The sequence below is a fragment of the Colwellia asteriadis genome (assembly GCF_039523295.1).
In the GTDB taxonomy this organism is placed as follows: domain Bacteria; phylum Pseudomonadota; class Gammaproteobacteria; order Enterobacterales; family Alteromonadaceae; genus Colwellia; species Colwellia asteriadis.
Map to the genome: position 1 here is coordinate 178,865 of NZ_BAAAFA010000001.1, position 18,752 is coordinate 197,616.

At 38.5% G+C, this 18,752-nt stretch carries 17 protein-coding genes; 14 read left to right on the forward strand and 3 right to left on the reverse strand.

Annotation, left to right across the window (positions count from 1 at the left end):
* Positions 1-176: 176 nt before the first annotated feature.
* The 8 genes from ABD005_RS00735 (at position 177) to ABD005_RS00770 (ending at position 6,679) form a co-directional block, all read left to right on the forward strand.
* On the forward strand, positions 177-1,151 hold the full coding sequence (locus ABD005_RS00735) for a hypothetical protein (RefSeq protein ID WP_215979623.1): 975 nt from the start codon (positions 177-179) through the stop codon (positions 1,149-1,151).
* A 22-nt stretch (positions 1,152-1,173) separates the two neighbouring features.
* On the forward strand, positions 1,174-2,076 hold the full coding sequence (locus tag ABD005_RS00740; RefSeq protein WP_215979624.1) for a DUF350 domain-containing protein: 903 nt from the start codon (positions 1,174-1,176) through the stop codon (positions 2,074-2,076).
* Between the two features lie 148 nt (positions 2,077-2,224).
* A complete protein-coding gene (locus tag ABD005_RS00745; RefSeq protein WP_343813756.1) occupies positions 2,225-3,916 on the forward strand; it encodes a polyamine aminopropyltransferase in 1,692 nt (563 codons plus the stop codon).
* Positions 3,917-4,084: 168 nt separating this feature from the next.
* Positions 4,085-4,498 (forward strand): YjfI family protein, encoded by a 414-nt coding sequence (locus ABD005_RS00750; protein ID WP_215979626.1) that lies wholly within the window; start codon positions 4,085-4,087, stop codon positions 4,496-4,498.
* Between the two features lie 49 nt (positions 4,499-4,547).
* The gene (locus ABD005_RS00755; RefSeq protein ID WP_215979627.1) at positions 4,548-5,240 is read left to right on the forward strand and encodes a PspA/IM30 family protein; all 693 of its coding nucleotides are present in this window, start codon (positions 4,548-4,550) and stop codon (positions 5,238-5,240) included.
* A gap of 47 nt (positions 5,241-5,287) precedes the next feature.
* Entirely contained in the window at positions 5,288-5,929 is a 642-nt protein-coding gene (locus ABD005_RS00760; protein ID WP_343813763.1) for a hypothetical protein, read from the forward strand.
* Positions 5,930-6,012: 83 nt separating this feature from the next.
* Positions 6,013-6,345 carry a hypothetical protein gene (locus ABD005_RS00765; protein WP_215979629.1) on the forward strand — a complete coding sequence of 111 codons (333 nt, stop codon included), beginning with the start codon at positions 6,013-6,015 and terminating at the stop codon, positions 6,343-6,345.
* Positions 6,346-6,439: 94 nt separating this feature from the next.
* Positions 6,440-6,679, forward strand: a complete 240-nt coding sequence (locus ABD005_RS00770; protein WP_343813767.1) for an LPP leucine zipper domain-containing protein — start codon at positions 6,440-6,442, stop codon at positions 6,677-6,679.
* Positions 6,680-6,771: 92 nt separating this feature from the next.
* On the opposite strand, the gene ABD005_RS00775 is transcribed toward ABD005_RS00770, so the two are convergent.
* Both ABD005_RS00775 and ABD005_RS00780 read right to left on the reverse strand, forming a co-directional pair.
* Positions 6,772-7,695, reverse strand: coding sequence for a L,D-transpeptidase family protein (locus ABD005_RS00775; protein WP_343813770.1), 924 nt, complete (start codon positions 7,693-7,695; stop codon positions 6,772-6,774).
* Between the two features lie 27 nt (positions 7,696-7,722).
* Positions 7,723-9,369 (reverse strand): CYTH domain-containing protein, encoded by a 1,647-nt coding sequence (locus ABD005_RS00780; RefSeq protein ID WP_343813773.1) that lies wholly within the window; start codon positions 9,367-9,369, stop codon positions 7,723-7,725.
* Between the two features lie 136 nt (positions 9,370-9,505).
* On the opposite strand from ABD005_RS00780, the gene ABD005_RS00785 reads away from it, so the two are divergent.
* A complete protein-coding gene (locus ABD005_RS00785; protein WP_215979633.1) occupies positions 9,506-10,105 on the forward strand; it encodes a TIGR04211 family SH3 domain-containing protein in 600 nt (199 codons plus the stop codon).
* Positions 10,106-10,167: 62 nt separating this feature from the next.
* The gene (locus tag ABD005_RS00790; RefSeq protein WP_343813778.1) at positions 10,168-11,253 is read left to right on the forward strand and encodes a glycosyltransferase family 4 protein; all 1,086 of its coding nucleotides are present in this window, start codon (positions 10,168-10,170) and stop codon (positions 11,251-11,253) included.
* Between the two features lie 60 nt (positions 11,254-11,313).
* On the opposite strand, the gene ABD005_RS00795 is transcribed toward ABD005_RS00790, so the two are convergent.
* Positions 11,314-12,360: a CDP-glycerol glycerophosphotransferase family protein gene (locus ABD005_RS00795; protein ID WP_215979635.1), complete on the reverse strand. Its 1,047-nt coding sequence runs from the start codon at positions 12,358-12,360 to the stop codon at positions 11,314-11,316.
* Between the two features lie 251 nt (positions 12,361-12,611).
* Here ABD005_RS00795 and ABD005_RS00800 point away from each other — a divergent pair, with 251 nt between their 5' ends.
* The 4 genes from ABD005_RS00800 to leuC all read left to right on the forward strand — a co-directional run bounded on the left by ABD005_RS00800 (position 12,612) and on the right by leuC (position 18,697).
* The gene (locus ABD005_RS00800) at positions 12,612-14,147 is read left to right on the forward strand and encodes a capsule assembly Wzi family protein (RefSeq protein WP_343813782.1); all 1,536 of its coding nucleotides are present in this window, start codon (positions 12,612-12,614) and stop codon (positions 14,145-14,147) included.
* Positions 14,148-14,581: 434 nt separating this feature from the next.
* Positions 14,582-16,144, forward strand: a complete 1,563-nt coding sequence (gene leuA / locus ABD005_RS00805; RefSeq protein WP_215979637.1) for a 2-isopropylmalate synthase — start codon at positions 14,582-14,584, stop codon at positions 16,142-16,144.
* 33 nt (positions 16,145-16,177) lie between these two features.
* A complete protein-coding gene (gene leuB, locus ABD005_RS00810; RefSeq protein ID WP_343813787.1) occupies positions 16,178-17,281 on the forward strand; it encodes a 3-isopropylmalate dehydrogenase in 1,104 nt (367 codons plus the stop codon).
* On the forward strand, positions 17,282-18,697 hold the full coding sequence (leuC, locus tag ABD005_RS00815; RefSeq protein ID WP_343813790.1) for a 3-isopropylmalate dehydratase large subunit: 1,416 nt from the start codon (positions 17,282-17,284) through the stop codon (positions 18,695-18,697).
* Positions 18,698-18,752: the final 55 nt, after the last annotated feature.

Here is an 18,752-nt window from a genome sequence, read left to right on the forward strand (position 1 = left end):
CATAATATGTCATTAATGCTATTAATTGAACAACGCCGATTTTTACTGATGAATACTTCAATAGCACAAAGTATTACTATAAATTAAGGCTGACGCTATGTTTAATCACAAATAACGCATTACTTATTTGCTAACTAATCTGATAACATAGCATTTTTAAGGAGATGATGGCATAAATGCAAGCGCTAAAAACACCTTTTTTATTGCTTTTGATCATAGCAACAACATTTAGCTTGTTTGGCTGTGGTGATCCAATAAAAGACCAAATAGAACAACAACTTCCCATTACTGAACAACGTGTCGCTCAATTAGGTAACGCCCTTAGTAATGATCAAGTCCGCAATGCGACATTAATTAAACAATATGCTCGTAAAGTTGAACAATTAAAACCTCAACTTAGTCCATTAATTAATGAATTTTCTAAAGATGCAACGACACAAGGTCCAATGTATAAAGCGTTGCTAGACCGTATTAATACGGTTAAAACGCAGCCACAGATGTTTGAATCAAGCCAAGCACTTTATAATGAGTTACTTAATATTTATCAAGCTGCAGATCCAGTACTTTATTCTGATGCATTAAGTGACCCACTCAATGTGCTCGCCGATATGTCTGATGGTCAATTACCGCGTATCAACTCATTGTCCAAAGCTCAAAGTCAGCAAGCTAATAACGCACAAGATTTCGGTACTGGTGAACAGCTTATTGGTAATCCTAATTACGGCAGTTGGCAAACGGGTAGTAACGGCATGTCATTTTGGGCATGGTACGGTATGTACTCAATGATGGGCGACTTATTTGGTCGTCGTACTTATTATAATGACTGGGGTCGCTCTCGAAACTATAGCTATTATAATGATTATGGCCGCACACGTTATAGTTCACCTAGCCAACTTAAAAGCCAAACGCAACTCGATACACGCACTAAAAAGTCATTTGCCAGTAAAGGGCAAAAGTACAGTAGCCCCTATAGTAAAAATCGAGCTGGCTCGTCAAGCTTATCAAGCCAGAGTAAAACCGCACAAAATAGCGCTAAACGCTTTCGCTCAGATAACGTTAAAAAAAGCAGCTATGCAAGCAAGTCGACTAAAAGTTCAGGCTTTAGAAACTCAAGTACCAACACATCTCGCGGCTTTAGACGCGGGAAATAGTAAAGACAGGAAATAATTACTTATGAATACATTTATTGAACTCGTTGGTGTAAATCAAGATTTGTTCGCCTACCTTGCTATTGATGTTTCAATTGCTATTTTACTCTTAGGAGCCATGCGCTTTCTATCTGGCTTAAGTGCTAAGGTAAATAGTACAGAAGAACTAGCTAAACAAGACAACTTTGCTTTTGGTATCAGTGTTGCGGGTAGTGTTTTAGCCTTAGGCATAGTGCTTACTGGCGCTATTACTGGTGAGGCAGCAAGTAGCTATGCTATGGAAGCTATTGGTATGTTAGCTTATGGCGGCTACGGCTTAATATTAATAAAAGTGGGCCGTATTATTCACGACAAAGTAGCATTACAGCACTTAGACAAAACCGCACTCATTATTGAAAAGAACCTCACCATTGGCATTATTGATGCTGCAGGTGCTATTGCAACTGCTATTATTATCCGCGCAGTATTATTATGGGTTGATGGTTTAGATATTAGCACTTTCATTGCGATTACCAGCGGCTTTATTGTTGCACAAACCGTTTTAGTAATAATCACCCGTTTACGTGAAAAGCAATACGCTAAGAATAATCAAGAAGACTGTTTACAAGAAGCATTAAGTAAAGGGCAACTCGCCTTAGCGATTCGTTATAGCGGCCAAGTAATTAGCACCGCATTAGCCGTTACTGCTGCTAGCCACTTTCTTATTTACAGCCCAGAAACCTTAGTGGTTAATTTACTCGGTTGGTTAATTTTTGGTATTGCCATGACCTTAATTGTTGCCTTGTTAACAGCACTAGCTAAACACATTGTGCTTTGGGGCATTAATTTAGTTGAAGAAGTTGATCAGCAGCACAACATTGGTGTTGCTAGTATTGAAATGGCAACCAGCATTGCTATCGCACTAATTTTAACGGCGCTGATGGCTTAAATAGTCACAAGTTAAATAAAGATAACGGTAGTGCGTAATACAACCGCTACTGTTATCGCTAATAAAAAACTAACAACGTATTAAGCTAATACAGTATAGCGAACCTCGCTTACTTCCCCTCCCCTAAAATAGTATTCATCATATTAAAATGCTTGCAAAAAATACCCGTATTATTGACGACACATTACTAATTCTCACCATGGCTATCTTGGCTGGCTGTGGACTTATTTATGAGTACTTACTTTCACATTATGCTGGGCGTGTCTTAGGTGTCATGGAAAGCACTATCTATACGATGATAGGCTTGATGATAGTTTCTATGGGGTTAGGTGCTTTTGCTGCCAGAAAAGTACGCAGTGCATACAACGGCTTTGTGTGGCTAGAACTTATTATTGCTTTACTTGGCTCAAGTGCAATCTTAATTATTGGTGGTCTAATTGCCGTCACACAAATATTGCCTGAAATTATTGCCAATATGTTTGCTTTACCACCAGACATGAAACCTCAAGGGGGAATATTTCAACAATTAAGTTGGCTGGCTTTTAATAGCCCTTACTTTTTTGGTGTCTTGTTAGGCTTTTTTATCGGCATGGAAATCCCGCTAATTGCCCGCATTAGAGAAGATATTTATCAAAAACATTTAGCTAACAATCTTGGCACTATTTATGGTGCTGACTATATTGGTGCCGGTATTGGCGCTGCTATTTGGGTCATATTTTTACTGAGCATTGATATCAGTAAAGCCGCAGCCTTAACTGCAAGTTTAAACTTAATTGCTGGCGCTGTATTTATCTTACGCTATTGGTCACAGCTTACCTGGCGTAAAACCTTTGTTGCTTTACACTTAGTATTGGCACTGATTATTGGCTTAATGTTTAACTATGGTAATCAGTGGTTAAACCAAATGAATAGCTTACTGTACTTAGATAAAGTAGTTCACTTCGATAAAACCCGTTATCAGCAACTCACCTTTACCGAGCGCCATATGGGGCTGGAACAAAATAATATCATTAATTTTTATCTCAATGGTCGCTTACAGTTCTCTTCTATTGATGAACACATTTATCATGACTATTTAGTTGCCCCAGTACTGGCAGGCTCAGCAAGGCATGACAACATTTTAATTATTGGCGGTGGTGACGGTTTAGCACTGCGTGATATTTTAAAATACTCTCCTAAAAACATCTCTCTTATCGATTTAGACGGTGAATTAATCGATATATTTAAAGAGCCAAAAGAACACGTAAACCCAAGATTAGCGCGACAAATCAGTCAACTAAATGAAAACAGTCTACAAGATGAACGTGTTACAATTTATCGAGAAGATGCTTTTATCGCAATTAACGCACTATTAAAAAACAAACAAGTTTTTGATGCCATTATTGTCGACTTACCTGATCCAAGTCACCCCGATCTTAATAAACTTTACTCTGTTAATTTTTACGCACGCTTAAAGCTATTACTTGCCGGTGACGGTTTAATTGCAGTGCAATCAACCAGCCCATACCACGCTAAAGCGTCTTTCATCTCCATAGGAAAAACCATGGCGGCAGCAAATTACGCTCATGTAGAGCAATATCACGACAACGTACCTAGTTTTGGTGAATGGGGTTGGACTATTGCAGCAAAAACAGGCGCAAGCCCTTTAGCGAGATTAAATAAGTTATCACACCTACCTGTGCAGCATACGTGGTTAAACTTAGCACTTTTAAAAAATGCTTTTATTTTTCCTAATGACTTTTATAAAGATAAAGACGATATTAGAGTCAACACCCTTGGCAGCCATACTATTTACCAGCTTCATCAACAAGCATGGCAAGATCAACAAGGGTTAAATTAAACAATAATAGAGATACATCACAATAACGTAAAAAGCATGATTACATGAAACACACAAAATAAAGTAAATAATTACTAATTGCTCCTTGACATAATATGTCAAGGTGCTAAATTTAACCAAGTCGACATATTATGTCACTGACACTTTTACATTGAGGATAGGAAATAAATGAATATTCATACTATAGCCGATCATTTAAATAGCCTGGCAGATAATTCAGACACTGGAATGAGCTTTGATTGTCAGCCGATTTCAGGCGAAGTAGATGTATTGCAAATTAGCATCTTAGGAAGAGAAGAGTTACCTATTTTTGTTTCAGTAACCGAAGACCAAATTTTATGCATTAGCTACTTATGGGGCGTTGAAGAAGTTAAACCCGAATGCATAGCACCTATGCATGAAAGCATGCTAGAAATGAGCATTCCAATGCCACTATCATCTTTCTCAAAAATTGGTGATAAATATGTCGTATTTGGCGCTTTATCCATAAGCTCAAGCTTAGCTGATGTAGAACACGAATTAACGGTACTAAGTAATAACGCCGTTGAAGTTATTGATGATATGAGTGACTTTTTACTTTAATACAGTAATTGCACCAATAATTAACTTGTCATCCTATTAGGAGTAAACAATGAGTATTTTTAAAAAAATCATGACCGCAGTACGTGGTGGCGCATCAGAAGCTGGTGAAGCAATTATCGATGCCAACGCAACTCGAATTTTTGAACAAGAAATTCGTGATGCAGAAAATCATTTAACTAAAGCAAAGCGCGATTTAACTGGCGTGATGGCTGAGCAAATGGCAGCAAAACGTGAGGTAGACCGTCTACAACGTGAAATTACTGAGCACGAAGGTTATGCTGGACAAGCCCTTGAAAAAGGTGATGAAACATTAGCCCTTGCCGTAGCTGAAAAAATTGCCGCTTTAGAAAGTGACCTATCAGCACAGCAACAAGCACATGATAGTTTCGCTGGCAACGCTGAGCGTTTAAAAGAATTAGTTAAGAAAAGTGAACGTCAAGTTGCTGAACATAAACGTCAACTCTCTATGGTTAAAACCACAGAAAGTGTACAAAAAGCAACGTCAGCAATTACCGATAACTTTTCATCAAGTAACTCTAAACTGCTTAGCGCTAAAGACTCTTTAGAGCGCATTAAAGCTAAGCAACAAAAATTTGATGATAAAATGAAGGCAGCTGAAGTGCTTGAGTCTGAAAACTCTGACACATCACTTGAAGCTCAGCTTAAAGCCGCAGGAATTGGCAACCAAGATAGCAGTGCCAACTCAGTGCTTGATCGCATTAAAGCGAAACAAAAACAATAGTTAAACCAATGGGCACACTCAGTGCCCATTTTTCGTTAGGAAAGCCGATGAATTTTTTAAAGAAAATATTTAATAAAACAGCTGAAGCACCACGTAAACTTAGCCAAGTTAATCAATTATTAACGGGTGATATTATTGTGCTAACAGACAGTTTTGCTTTACCAGAGTCTCTTCGTGGGCAGCAGTTCCAAGTGAAAGCTATTAACAGCTATGAATTTGAACATAATACACAAAGCGAGTGGGCTTTAGTTGGTGCTAACGACTTGGAAATATTTTTATCTCTCGATGTTGATGACAATACCGAGTTAAAATTTTCTTTAAAAATTCATCATGAAGACATTGAAACTTTATTTAATTTAGATGAGTTTTCGCAAGTTTTTGATGAGCCAGGGCAAGCATTTTTAACCAAACAAAAAGACTCGGCTTTAACTGCTAACTGGAGTAGCGAGCAATACCAGCAAAGTGTATTCGCTAAAGTAGGTTATTTTCATCGTAAAGATCATCGCAGTGAAAGCCTTAGTGCCTATGAGGGACAAGACAGCGGTGAACAGTTTGAGCTATACAGTTTATTTAATGAAGATCAAAGTAAAGGGGTTGATGTTGAAGTATGGCAAGATGGCGACACTGAAGTTTGTTTAACCTTATTTCGCCCATTAAGCGATATTGTTGATATGTACCCTGCAACTTAGCTAGACAATAACTAAGCAATAACTAAGTTAAACACCTATTGTAAAATTATAGAAACACGACTTCGTAATTCGAGGAAGTAGTCATGAGCAGAAAAGTCCCCGACAAATGGCAATCATCCGTCAAGGCAATGAAAGCGGTGCAAGTCGCCTTTGATATGGATGAAAAAATACAACTATCTATTCGTAAAGAAGCATTAGAAGCTGGTTTAAGCCCTTCTGATCAAATACGCGATATCTTAGGTCTCCCTATTAATAAAAGACCTAAACGACCGCGTTTAACTGTGAGTTTAGCGCCGAGTGATTACGAAGTACTAGCGGAAAAATACCAGTTAGCTGCCGATCAACAACTTGAGATTAAGAAGAAGTTGATGGACGACCTAATCAACTACGTGAATCAACAACCATCACAGAATTAACTTTACGGCTCTATCCTTTATTGTAAATATTTGTTGATTATTTATTTTGTGTCATAATGTAAATGAAAAAAACTATCACTACAGGGATATCATTATGTTACTAAAAAAAATAGCTATTGCAGCTTTTGCTGTAGCACTTACAGGTTGTGCAAATACTGACGCTTTAGAAGAGAATATCGCAAATTTAACGAACAAAGTTGACGCATTATCAACTCAAGTTGATAGTTTACAAAGTCAACAAGCGGCATTGAGCCAACAAGCAGCAGAAGCTAAAGCTGCCGCTGAAGAAGCTAATGAACGCATTAATAATGTTGTTGCTTCATACAAAAAATAATTGAGCTTTCTCAATTATAATTAATAAAAAAAGCCTTTAATCATTAATTAAAGGCTTTTTTATGTGTATCGATTAACTGCAGATCGGGTTACTTACTGTGGTCTTTTAACTTCACTAGCTATCGGCTCCAGTTCAACGACCAAGCCTTTAGGTTGTTCGATAAAGGGTAGTAATTGATGCCAATGTGCTCGCTCTGTACCAACAAAACGCTGAACAACATCACTTATTTTAACCGTACTTTTATTGCCATCTTCTTCAGTTAAAGGCTGATGTATTTCAATTAGCTTTTTGTGACCGTTTTCATAAGACACTTTTACCGGTTGGTCAATAATTCTCACTTTAGTGTTCAAGGGAATGTTGTCATAAAGCCATTTAATGTCTTCATCATACATTCTTATACAACCTGAACTCGCTCGCATACCAATACCAAAACGCTTATTAGAACCGTGAATTAAATACTCACTGGTGCCTAAACGTAATGCGTATTTACCAAATGGGTTATCTGGCCCCGCGGGTACAACGTCGGCTAGTTTTTTACCGTGCTCGGCAAAATAGCGCTCATGCATCTCTTTGGTTGGTCGCCAAACAGGGTTTTCACGTTTTTCACTAATATAGCTAGTCGCGACTGGCGTCTCTAAACCTTCACGGCCAATTCCAACAGGAAATACTCGCACAGTCTTTTTATCAGGAGAAAAATAGTATAAACGTAACTCTGGTAAGTTAATCACAATGCCAACACGCCTAATAGGCGGGATAAGCATTGCCTTGGGTATGGTAACTTGGCTATTTACAGGCGGTAAGAAAGGGTCTACATTCGGATTTGCCGCCATTAAGGCTAAAAAGCCAACGTTATATTGTTCTGCTATTTGCTGGAAGTAATCGCCTTTAATGACGGTATGGTATTGCTCATGACCGATAAGTCGAGACTTACCTTGCGGTAGTTGATACTCGGTAGCGTTAAGTGTACCAATGGCCATCAATATTACTAAAGATAAATAGATAACTTTCATTTTCATTAAATTCTTTATAAAGCAGCTAAACGCTTAAAACTGCCAGTAAGGCTTTATTGACTCGGCATTATCACGAGAGTGAGTTAACGCCAGCAATAAGTTCTCTATTTTACTATCAAGCCACTTTTCTAGCTTTTCTTCAGGATGCGATAACACCGCTAACTGTTGCTTTAAAATATATAGCGTTTGTAGCTCGCTTATTCCTTGTTTAATGTCTAGCCAGGCTCTGCGGTAACTCTGCATTTTTTCTCGGCTAACTTCACCATCAAATAAAGTACTAAACCAGCTGCCAGCCAACAAGCTCCTAATTAAGATCCCATGAAGCGACATATATGACTGACAAGCCTCAGTAGTCGGCTCTATAGGCACCAAGCTCATCTCTGTTTTAATTGTCTGTAAGCTATAGGTTAATTTCTGCTGAGCGAAATTAAGTAAGCTACTGTCGTTAGACGTATGAAGTGAAACTAGAGACTCATTATTTAATAAAATATTCAGTAATGATAACTGTAAAAGATTAAAGCGCTCACTGTAAAATAGCGCAATAATTTGTGCTGTATCAGGGTAACGACTTTTTTCTAATTGCAGCTTAGTAATTAGCTCATCGCTGTGGGCTATTTTTTTTCGATAACCGCCACTTTTACTCATTAACTCTTGTAAGTGCTCAGCATTATCAGCCCAATTAATAACACGAATAAAGTAACTTAACTCTTTACGAATCTCAATATAGTCAACTGACAGCTCTTGTTCAAACAACCAAAACCCTTGCCGCAATAACGCTAGCAATTCTGCTATTTTTATTAAAGTACTTACTTTAGGCTCAGAGATATAGCATTCCACGTTACGTTGTAACGAGGTTAACGAGTGTGACACACCATGCTGAAATGCTTGACTAATTGAGGTTACGCCTCGCATAGGAATAACTTCAAGCTGTAACTCGACCGGAGTTGTATCAATATTTTCGTTAATAGCTTTCTTTGTTAGTTTCAGGTTATTTTCTTTTGAGATGTTATCTTTTGAAGCATTAAATTGTGCAGCAAGAGTATAGCCTCTAGCAGCCTTACTTAGTTGCCCTGGTCGCATAGCAAGCGTTGCCAATAGTATTTTAGCTAAACTAAATAATGCTTGCTGCTCACCGCTAACTAACTCTAGTTCAATTTCATAAATAGGTAAGGTTTTATCGTAGCCTTCACAACTAACGCTGCCTTCATCAAAGGCTAATTCAATAACGGAGCCTGCTAGCTCAATTAACCAAGTAGTGCGAGTAAAGTGGGTTTCAAAAAGGCTTTGAATATCTTGCTGTAACTTATCAACATCTCCACCACTATCACGCCAAATATTCTCAGGGAAAAGAGATAAATCGACATGCTTAGAGCTAATATCAACATTATACTCCGGACGCTTATGTAAGCCACCTACAACCTGCCCTGCCGTTTTTATGGTTTGCTCAAACTGTAATGGAGCCTCAGGAGTTTTTATACCGCGCACTCTAAGTCCCATATCTAAATGACGTAATTCAAGATTAGGGGTATCGAGGTAATAATTAGCAAGCTGCTTTTGCTGTTGGCTAAAGCTCAATTGCTCACTTAACAGTATATTGGTTATTTCGGTCGTAATATCTGCTTTTGAGTTGGTATTATTTGTTTCACATAACAAATATTTAAGTTCTATTTCGGTCGCCATTGTATTCCGTATCAGCTTTTATCAAACAAGGAGTAGCATACACTTTGTAAGATCAGATACCAAGAGTATCATTTATCCTTGCCATAACAGGCTCAAACACATAGTATCTTGTATTATTTTACACTACGGCGCTGCTATGAAATATTTGTTTAGTTTATTTATCTCTTTTTCACTCATCACTTTTACCTCATTAGCACAAGCAGAAGAGTCATCGGCTCCCTCAACTGGCTACATTTCAGATGATCTTTCTATTTTCATGCATGCTGGCCCTGGTACTAACTATAAAATTTATGGCACCATCACTGCTGGTGCACAAATAACCATTACGGGTAACAGTGCCAAAGATTATAGTGAAATCGTTGATGAAAAAAACAGAACCGCTTGGGTTGAATCAAAATACATAACTACAACACCAGGTTTGCGCTTCACTGTGGAAGAGTTGAATAATCAAGTGAATAATGCAACAAGCTTTACACAACAGTTAGACGGTGAAGTAAATCAACTGAAAAGTACCATCGCCGATTTAGAGCAACAAAATACTTTACTCACGAAAGACGCTGAAAAACTCAATAAAGCGCTAGCAGACACCAGTAGTAAGTTAAAAGATCAAGACACTAATATTAAAAAGCAATGGTTTTTTAATGGCGCAATTGTACTTGGTTTTGGTTTAGTGCTTGGATTAATTTTACCTAAATTCTTCACTCGTCGTCGTGAAGGTATGGGTAGCTGGAAGTAATATATTACTCCGCTCAACTCTCTTGAACGTAGCATTATTTTACGTAATAAAATATTCCTAAAATGAAAATATTAGTTATCCCTAACAGAGGGCGTTCGTATAACGCGGTTCGCCCTGAGGCTGAGTGTTATATTAGCCTAGCCAAAACAGGTCATGATGTTACCATTATGACTTGTCAAACCAATGCCTATTATCAAGATTACTTGAAAGCAGGCTTAAAGGTAATAGAACTCGCTTCCTTAAAAAAATACAGCTTGGCAGTAATCAAACAAGTACATAATTATATCAAAAAGCACAACATTGATATTATGTATGCAACCGAGTCCAATGGTATACCTAATGCGGCTTTTGCCTGCATTGGAACGAATGCTAAAATGGTTGCTTACCGTGGAACCACTGGTGGTATGTATAAGACAGATCCCAGTAACTATTTATGCACCCTGCATCCAAGAATTAATGGTTATATTTGTGTTTCTAATGCGGTGAAAAAACATGTTCTCACTAAAGTAAGAGCAGGCATTAAACAGCGCGTGAGCACTATTTATAAAGGCCATGATACGGCTTGGTATGATCAGCCCCCCGTTACTTTAGAGAGCCTTAGTACGAATTCAACTAACTTTAATATTGTTTGTATTGGTAGCCCTAGACCCTACAAAGGCATGCAATATATGCTTGATGCTATGGCAGAGCTCAAAAACGTGCCAAACATCAAATTAATTTTAGTCGGCGATAATTTTGACTGCGAGCCGTTTAGCTCTGTAATAAAAGCAACAGGAATGAATAAACATATTATTCAAACTGGTTTTCGAAGCGATGTGCCAGAAATAGCTGCCGCTTGTGATGTGTTAGTGCTTCCTTCTGAACGAGAAGGCTTACCTCGAGTTGTATTAGAGTCACTTGCTAGTGGTACACCTGTCATAACTTCAGCTAATGAAGGCGCAATGGAAATTATTGAAGATAATGTTAATGGTTTTATCGTACCTATCGGCGACGGTACAGCCATTGCCGAAAAAATCACACTACTAAAAGAAAATCATCCTCTGCTTAAGCGTTTAAGTGAGCAAGCAAAACAAACTATTGAAACAAAAATGTCCCACCAAAAAACGGCTCAGGATATGGCTAATTTCTTTCAGTCTTGCCTTGATTAAAATAACAAATGATTAAGCTGTTTAGCGCGAGCTTAGCCGAACTAAACTCGCGTGCTGAGCCTAGCGCCAATAATTTAATCGTTTGCGCATTTTAAATTGACGAAAAAAATCAAACGGCTTACGTTTCAAGTTCAATTTCCCTGAAACCACTTCATCTACCGCATCTAATACGCGCTCTGATGACTTACCATCATGATAAGGGTGGGTATTGGCGGTAAAATCGTTTATTTTTTGCATCAACTGGGCAGGTCTATCAAGCGCATATTCAATTGTTTGCTCTAACATGTCTGGGTCATCAATATCTAACAAGTAGCTATCTGGCGCTATATTGTTGAAGGTAACCACTGGCTTATTCAATAATAAAAACATGATCAACACTGATGAAGTATCACATACCATCACATCAGCTTGCTGTAATAGTGGAATGATATTATCTGTTTCAACAAAAGTTAAATATTCACTCGTTAATGTTTTATATTGCGTGACAATTTCTTGAGGCATCTTGGGATGAAATTGCACTAACCACTGCCATTTTCCTGTAGCGCTTAGCGCCTTCACTTTTTCAAACAAGTGTGGTGCACACGATAATTTTTTAGAAAAAGTAGAACACAATAAAATTGTTTTTTTAGCTTGAGGCTTTACGTCATTAGGTGAATATAAACTGTCTAATGCACACCAGCCCGTTTGCGTTACTTTAAAGTGTTTATGTTGTTGCGCTAGCGCTAAAAATGGCTCCGTTGTACTAGGCCCTTGAGTACAATATAAATCAAAGCAGTTTCTTACTTTAAAGTGATCATTATTACCTTTTTTATCGAGCTTTCCAGCATCAAAACCATGAAAAACGGCAACATTAATACCGGGTAAAAATGTCGGAGCTATATTCGCCGGATAGAAAACCGCAACAGGATTAAAGCTCACCACTTCGTTAACGCTCATTAAGCGCACTTCTTCAGGTAGTAAATAGTCAGGGTTAACTTCATCACCCTCTAAAAACCAAGCAACCTTATCACCGCGCGCTAAAATGGCCGCTTGCAATGGTCTTAATATCGCATAAGAGTAATTCTGAGAAATATACAGTAAATAGTGCTTGGCAAGTTTAGTACTCATTAAAAGGCTATCAGTAGCTGGGGTATACCGCTATGATAACGCTATATAAAGATGATGAAAATAAGTATACTCTCTTTTTTGGCTACCCGAATTAACATTACTGAAAGGTAAGCAAACAGTGTGTTAATAAATTACATTTTTTATACATTTATTTGAACGAAAAAAATCAATAACTGTATGAATATCGGTATACTGCCATGCTTGTCATTATCAATATTAACAAAACGAATTGAGTAAGCTTAAATTTTCCCATGATGATCTCTTCGATAAAAAAAAATGCCTTATTATTGACAACTATTGCTAGTGCTAATTTAGTGATGGTTTTTCCCGCGGTGGCCGAGCCATGGATTGACACCTCTGATATTTATTTAAAAGCTAATATTCAATTACTAGCCGATTCTGGTCATATTGTTACGCCAGTCACTACCTACCCTTTGATGTGGCATGATATTAATCGCGATATTAAGTCAGTGACGGTGAGCCACTTAACTAATAGTCAAAAAGAAGCCTACTACTATATTAAGCACCAATTTAACTTAGCTAACCGTAATCAGACACGTGTTAAAGCGCAACTAGGTATTGAAGACACGCGTTTTACCAGTTTCGGTGATACCTATCGGGATACCAATAGTTTACAAGTACAAACCTCCACCATGATTGGTAACTTTGCAACTAACGTTTCATTTAGTTATTACGCAAATGCCGATGAAAACCAAGATAAAGAACGCTGGGATAATACTTATGCTGCCGCTTTTTTTGGTAATTGGGTTATTGCAGCTGGCAAACAAGACCGTTGGTTTGGCCCAAGTTGGGACAGTAGTTTAAGCTTGAGTAATAATGCGCGTCCAATGACAGCGGTTTCGTTAACCCGTAAATCGGCTGAGGCATTTATTATTCCTTTTACCGAGTTTGACATTCCTTGGACAATCACCACTTTTATGGGAAAAATGGATGATAGTCGCGTTATTGATGACGCGCTTTTATGGGGCTTTCGCTTTAACTTAAAACCATTCAATAACTTAGAAATTGGTATTACCCGTATAGCTCAATGGGGTGGCAAAGACCGACCACAAGATTTAGGCACCTTTTGGAATTTATTAATTGGTAAAGATAACTGTTCAGCTGGCGGTTTAGACTGTAGCGCAGAGCAAGAGCCAGGTAACCAACAAGCTGGCTTTGATGCGCGCTATTCTTTTAACCTTTTTGATACGCCTCTTGCACTTTACGGACAATATTTTGCTGAAGATGGTGATAACTCAAGTAGTTGGAGTATGGTAACTAAAGCTAAATATCAAGGTGGGGTTGATATGCATATCAACTTATTTTCGCTACCAACTACGGCTTATATTGAATATACCGACACCTACCAAATTTGCGAAACCCTCAATGGCAGAGCCGATATTGGCGATTGTTATTACGAACACCATATTTATAAAACAGGTATGCGTTATGAGGGAAGAACATTAGGTAATTTATATGATAACGATGCTAAAACAGTTGTTGTAGGTGCTATTTCTCAATTAGGTGCAAATACTCGTATGACGACTAAATTTCGCTACCTTGACTTAAATTACGATAACCACGATAAAGCCCCAACAAACCCACTTATTGGTAACCCATTAACCGCTGTTTCTGAAAAAATGTATATGTTATCTGGCAACTTACAACATAGCTATCAACAATGGCGTTTCACTTTAGGGATTGATGTTAGTCGTTCAAATTTTGTTGACACCAGTATGAATAATAATGAGGTCAACGCATCTTTAACTATAGAATATAATTTATAACGGCTAATCCGCGCGCTATAAAAGAATATGAACTAAATTAGACGATTAAAGCTATTGACACTTATTGAGTAAATGCGCTATTAATATACCACTGAATAAATCTCTCGCTTTAGCGAATATTTATTAAATTATTTTCAGATTAATTACTTGCTGTATCAATTAACAATAAAAACTAACCAATGACTAGATTAATTAAACATACATCACTCAACCTCTTGCTCGCACTTAACATGCGCGGCTAGATTTTTGTTGTTTATTTACTAGATTCTCTTTCGAGAAATACATACAAGTAAAAAGAAAATAAAAACCCGCGCTAACTAACGCGGGTTTTTTTACGTCTATGCGTTCGTTAGCTTAACTAATACCAAACGGATTAATTAGTTCGATTGGTATAGAGACACACAGTACAGATCAAATATTTTAAAGGACACCAGATGAGCATCATAGAAACACCTAACGACAACGTCATTATTTTTGATACTACGTTACGCGATGGCGAGCAAGCCTTAAATGCAAGTTTATCAGTACACGAGAAACTACAAATTGCCTTAGCCATTGAGCGCTTAGGAGTTGATGTAATGGAAGTAGGTTTTCCAGTATCATCACCTGGTGATTTTGATTCAGTACAGCAAATAGCCCGTACCATTAAAAACGCCCGCGTGTGCGGCTTAGCTCGCGCTGTTGAAGCAGATATTGATGCTTGTGGTCAAGCGCTAAAGGTTGCCGATCAATTTCGTATTCATACCTTTATTTCAACTTCTGATGTTCATGTACAACAAAAACTACGTAAAGAGTTTTCTGACGTTGAAGCTATGGCTGTTCATGCGGTAAAACATGCACGTAAATATACCGACGATGTTGAATTTTCATGTGAAGATGCTGGTCGTACACCAATCGACAATTTATGCCGCATGGTAGAAAGCGCGATTAAAGCGGGGGCGACTACAGTAAATATTCCAGATACCGTGGGTTATACCCTACCTTTTGAGTTTCAAGGTATTATTACGAATTTATTTAACCGCGTACCTAATATCGATCAAGCAGTAATTTCTGTACATTGTCATAACGACTTAGGCTTAGCTGTTGCTAACTCAATGGCAGCAGTACAAGCAGGTGCTCGTCAAATTGAATGTACTATTAACGGTATTGGTGAACGCGCTGGTAACTGTTCATTAGAAGAAGTAGCGATGATCATGAAAACCCGTCAAGCATTATTAGGGGTTTCAACTAACATCAACCATCAAGAAATTGCCCGTGTATCAAAGTTAGTTAGTACGGTATGTAATATGCCGGTACAACTTAACAAAGCTATTGTCGGTGGTAACGCCTTTAGTCATTCTTCAGGTATTCACCAAGACGGCATGTTAAAGGCGAGTAATACCTATGAAATTATGACACCAGAAAGTGTCGGTATTGCTAAAACCAAGTTAAACCTAACCTCTCGCAGCGGTCGCCATGTAATTAAGCACCGTATGGAAAGCTTAGGTTACCAAGAAACTGATTATGACATTGAACAGTTATACGCAGACTTTTTAGCCTTAGCCGACAAAAAAGGCCAAGTGTTTGATGATGACTTAGAAGCGATGTTATTTAAATTACAACAACAAGACTTACAAGATCATTACGTTATTGAGCAAATCAACGTCCACGCTGGTAGTGGCGATTTTTCAACGGCAAGCATTAAATTAGCTTCGGGTGGTGAGTCACAAATTGTTTCGGCAACGGGTAATGGCCCTGTTGACTCATTATACCGCGCAATTAAACAAGCAGTTGATATCGACTTTGAAGTTACAGATTACAAAATTTCCAATAAAGGCTCAGGTGAAGATGGTTTAGGCCAAGCTGACTTAGTCATTACATGGCAAGAGCGAAACTTTCATGGCTACGGCTTAGAAACTGATGTTATTCAAGCATCAGGACAAGCACTAATTCATGCGTTAAATAGTATTCGCCGCGCCATGACCATTGCTGATTTGAAGTCAGCAAAACAAGCATAGTTATATAAAAGAATTAAATAAAAGGTTTTCAAAATGTCCAACATAGCAATTTTAGCCGGTGACGGTATCGGTCCAGAAGTCATGGTTGAAGCAAAAAAAGTTTTAGCTGCAGTCGCCAATAAGTTTGATATTGAAATCAATACTAAAGATTACGATATTGGCGGAGCCGCTATTGATAACCATGGTAATGCTTTACCTGATTCGACCATGGCGGGTTGTGAAGCTAGCGATGCCATTTTATTTGGTAGCGTCGGCGGCCCTAAATGGGCTAACTTACCACCAACTGAACAACCTGAGCGCTGTGCATTATTAGGCTTACGTGGTCACTTCGATTTATTTTGTAATATGCGACCAGCAACCTTACAGCCTGCTCTTTCATCGTTATCAACATTACGTAGTGACATTTCATCAAAAGGTTTTGATGTGTTGGTGATTCGTGAATTAACCGGTGATATCTACTTTGGTGAGCCAAAAGGTCGTAAAGGCGAAGGCGAAGAAGAAACAGGTTTTGACTCAATGTTTTATTCACGCCGTGAAATAAAGCGTATTGCTCACCTTGCTTTTCAAGCCGCGCAAAAGCGTAATAATAAAGTAACTTCAGTTGATAAAGCTAACGTATTAGCTACAAGCCAATTATGGCGTCAAGTAGTAGAAGAAGTAGCCGTTGACTATCCTGAAGTTGAATTAGAGCACCTTTATGTTGATAACGCAGCGATGCAATTAGTTCGTGATCCAAACCAATTTGACGTCATGCTATGTCCTAACCTATTTGGCGATATTTTATCAGACATTTGCGCCATGATTACGGGCTCTATGGGCTTATTACCTTCTGCAAGCTTAAATGAACAAGGCTTTGGCATGTACGAGCCGGCAGGTGGCAGCGCTCCAGATATCGCAGGTATGGGTATTGCTAACCCTATCGCACAAATTTTATCAGCAGCCTTAATGCTACGTTATAGCTTAAATGAAGATGCCGCAGCTAAAGCCATTGAAGATGCAGTAGCAGCAGCTTTAGATAATGGGATTTTAACGGCTGATTTATTACCCACAACACAAAGAAGTAATGCAAAAACAACTAGCGAAGTTGGCGACTTTATTTGCCAACAGATTATCGCCCAGAATAAAGAGGAAGCGTAAATGAGCAACGCCACACCTAAAACCATGTATGAAAAATTATGGCAAACTCACTTAGTCGAAGAAAAAGCGGGTGAAACACCGTTACTTTATGTTGATCGTCATTTAATTCATGAAGTGACTTCGCCACAAGCTTTTGCCAACTTACGTTTTCATAATCGCCCAGTACGTCATCCTGAACGTACTATTGCGACCATGGATCATAATATTTCAACGCGCTCAATTAAAATTGATGCTGCTGGTGAAGGCGCAGCAAATCAATTACGCGCATTAGAAAAAAACTGTAAAGAATTTGGCATTCAACTCTTTGGTATGGGTCATAAAAACCAAGGTATTGCCCACGTTATGGGACCTGAGTTAGGTTTAACGTTACCAGGTACTATTATTGTTTGTGGTGACTCACATACCGCAACTCACGGTGCTTTTGGCGCACTAGCCTTTGGTATTGGTACTTCAGAAGTTGAACATGTTTTTGCTACACAAACCTTGCGTCAAAACAAAGCAAAAACGATGAAAATTCAAGTTAATGGTCACGTTGGTGCAGGCATTAGCGCTAAAGATATTATCCTAGCAATTATCGGTAAAACGGGTAGTGCTGGCGCAACGGGTTATGTCGTTGAATACTGTGGTGAAGCCATTGAAGCGTTAAGTATGGAAGAGCGCATGACAGTCTGTAACATGAGTATTGAATTTGGCGCAAAAGCAGGCTTAATTGCACCAGATCAAACCACGTTTGATTATGTTGAAGGTAAAGAATACGCACCTAAAGGCGAAGTATTTGAGCAAGCCGTGATCGACTGGAAAAACTTACGCTCTGATGCTGACGCTATTTTTGATACGGTAATCACCCTTGAAGCTAAAGACATTAAAGCACAAGTAACTTGGGGAACTAATCCAGGACAAGTAGTTAGCGTTGACGGTAGCGTACCTTCGCCAGATAACTTTAGTGATCCGGTTGAACAAGAGTCTTGTAAGCAAGCACTTGAGTACATGGATTTAAAAGCGGGTACCAAAATAACAGACATCCAAGTAAACAAAGTATTTATTGGCTCTTGTACAAACTCGCGTATTGAAGATTTACGTGCTGCAGCAAGTATTGTGCAACGCTACCAAGGTCAAAAAGTTGTAGCTAACGTTGATGCTATTATCGTTCCGGGCTCATACCGTGTAAAAGAACAAGCTGAAAAAGAAGGCTTAGATAAAGTATTTACTGACGCAGGTTTTGAGTGGCGCTTACCCGGATGCTCTATGTGTTTAGGCATGAACGATGACGTACTTGGCGCTGGTGATCGTTGTGCCTCTACCAGTAACCGTAACTTTGAAGGTCGCCAAGGTCGAGGTTCTCGTACACACTTAGTTAGCCCTGAAATGGCTGCTGCTGCTGCAATCACTGGTCACTTTGTTGATTTAAACGCATAACAATTGTCTTTTTGCTATTTAATTACATCAAATAGCTTTAAGAAATAAAGACTTA

Bases quoted from the DNA above. Each gene is read 5' to 3' on its own strand.
- ABD005_RS00735 (WP_215979623.1), top strand. From the start codon at position 177: ATGCAAGCGCTAAAAACACCTTTTTTATTGCTTTTGATCATAGCAACA.
- ABD005_RS00740 (WP_215979624.1), top strand. From the start codon at position 1,174: ATGAATACATTTATTGAACTCGTTGGTGTAAATCAAGATTTGTTCGCC.
- ABD005_RS00745 (WP_343813756.1), top strand. From the start codon at position 2,225: ATGCTTGCAAAAAATACCCGTATTATTGACGACACATTACTAATTCTC.
- ABD005_RS00750 (WP_215979626.1), top strand. From the start codon at position 4,085: ATGAATATTCATACTATAGCCGATCATTTAAATAGCCTGGCAGATAAT.
- ABD005_RS00755 (WP_215979627.1), top strand. From the start codon at position 4,548: ATGAGTATTTTTAAAAAAATCATGACCGCAGTACGTGGTGGCGCATCA.
- ABD005_RS00760 (WP_343813763.1), top strand. From the start codon at position 5,288: ATGAATTTTTTAAAGAAAATATTTAATAAAACAGCTGAAGCACCACGT.
- ABD005_RS00765 (WP_215979629.1), top strand. From the start codon at position 6,013: ATGAGCAGAAAAGTCCCCGACAAATGGCAATCATCCGTCAAGGCAATG.
- ABD005_RS00770 (WP_343813767.1), top strand. From the start codon at position 6,440: ATGTTACTAAAAAAAATAGCTATTGCAGCTTTTGCTGTAGCACTTACA.
- ABD005_RS00775 (WP_343813770.1), bottom strand. From the start codon at position 7,695: ATGAAAATGAAAGTTATCTATTTATCTTTAGTAATATTGATGGCCATT.
- ABD005_RS00780 (WP_343813773.1), bottom strand. From the start codon at position 9,369: ATGGCGACCGAAATAGAACTTAAATATTTGTTATGTGAAACAAATAAT.
- ABD005_RS00785 (WP_215979633.1), top strand. From the start codon at position 9,506: ATGAAATATTTGTTTAGTTTATTTATCTCTTTTTCACTCATCACTTTT.
- ABD005_RS00790 (WP_343813778.1), top strand. From the start codon at position 10,168: ATGAAAATATTAGTTATCCCTAACAGAGGGCGTTCGTATAACGCGGTT.
- ABD005_RS00795 (WP_215979635.1), bottom strand. From the start codon at position 12,360: ATGAGTACTAAACTTGCCAAGCACTATTTACTGTATATTTCTCAGAAT.
- ABD005_RS00800 (WP_343813782.1), top strand. From the start codon at position 12,612: ATGATGATCTCTTCGATAAAAAAAAATGCCTTATTATTGACAACTATT.
- leuA (WP_215979637.1), top strand. From the start codon at position 14,582: ATGAGCATCATAGAAACACCTAACGACAACGTCATTATTTTTGATACT.
- leuB (WP_343813787.1), top strand. From the start codon at position 16,178: ATGTCCAACATAGCAATTTTAGCCGGTGACGGTATCGGTCCAGAAGTC.
- leuC (WP_343813790.1), top strand. From the start codon at position 17,282: ATGAGCAACGCCACACCTAAAACCATGTATGAAAAATTATGGCAAACT.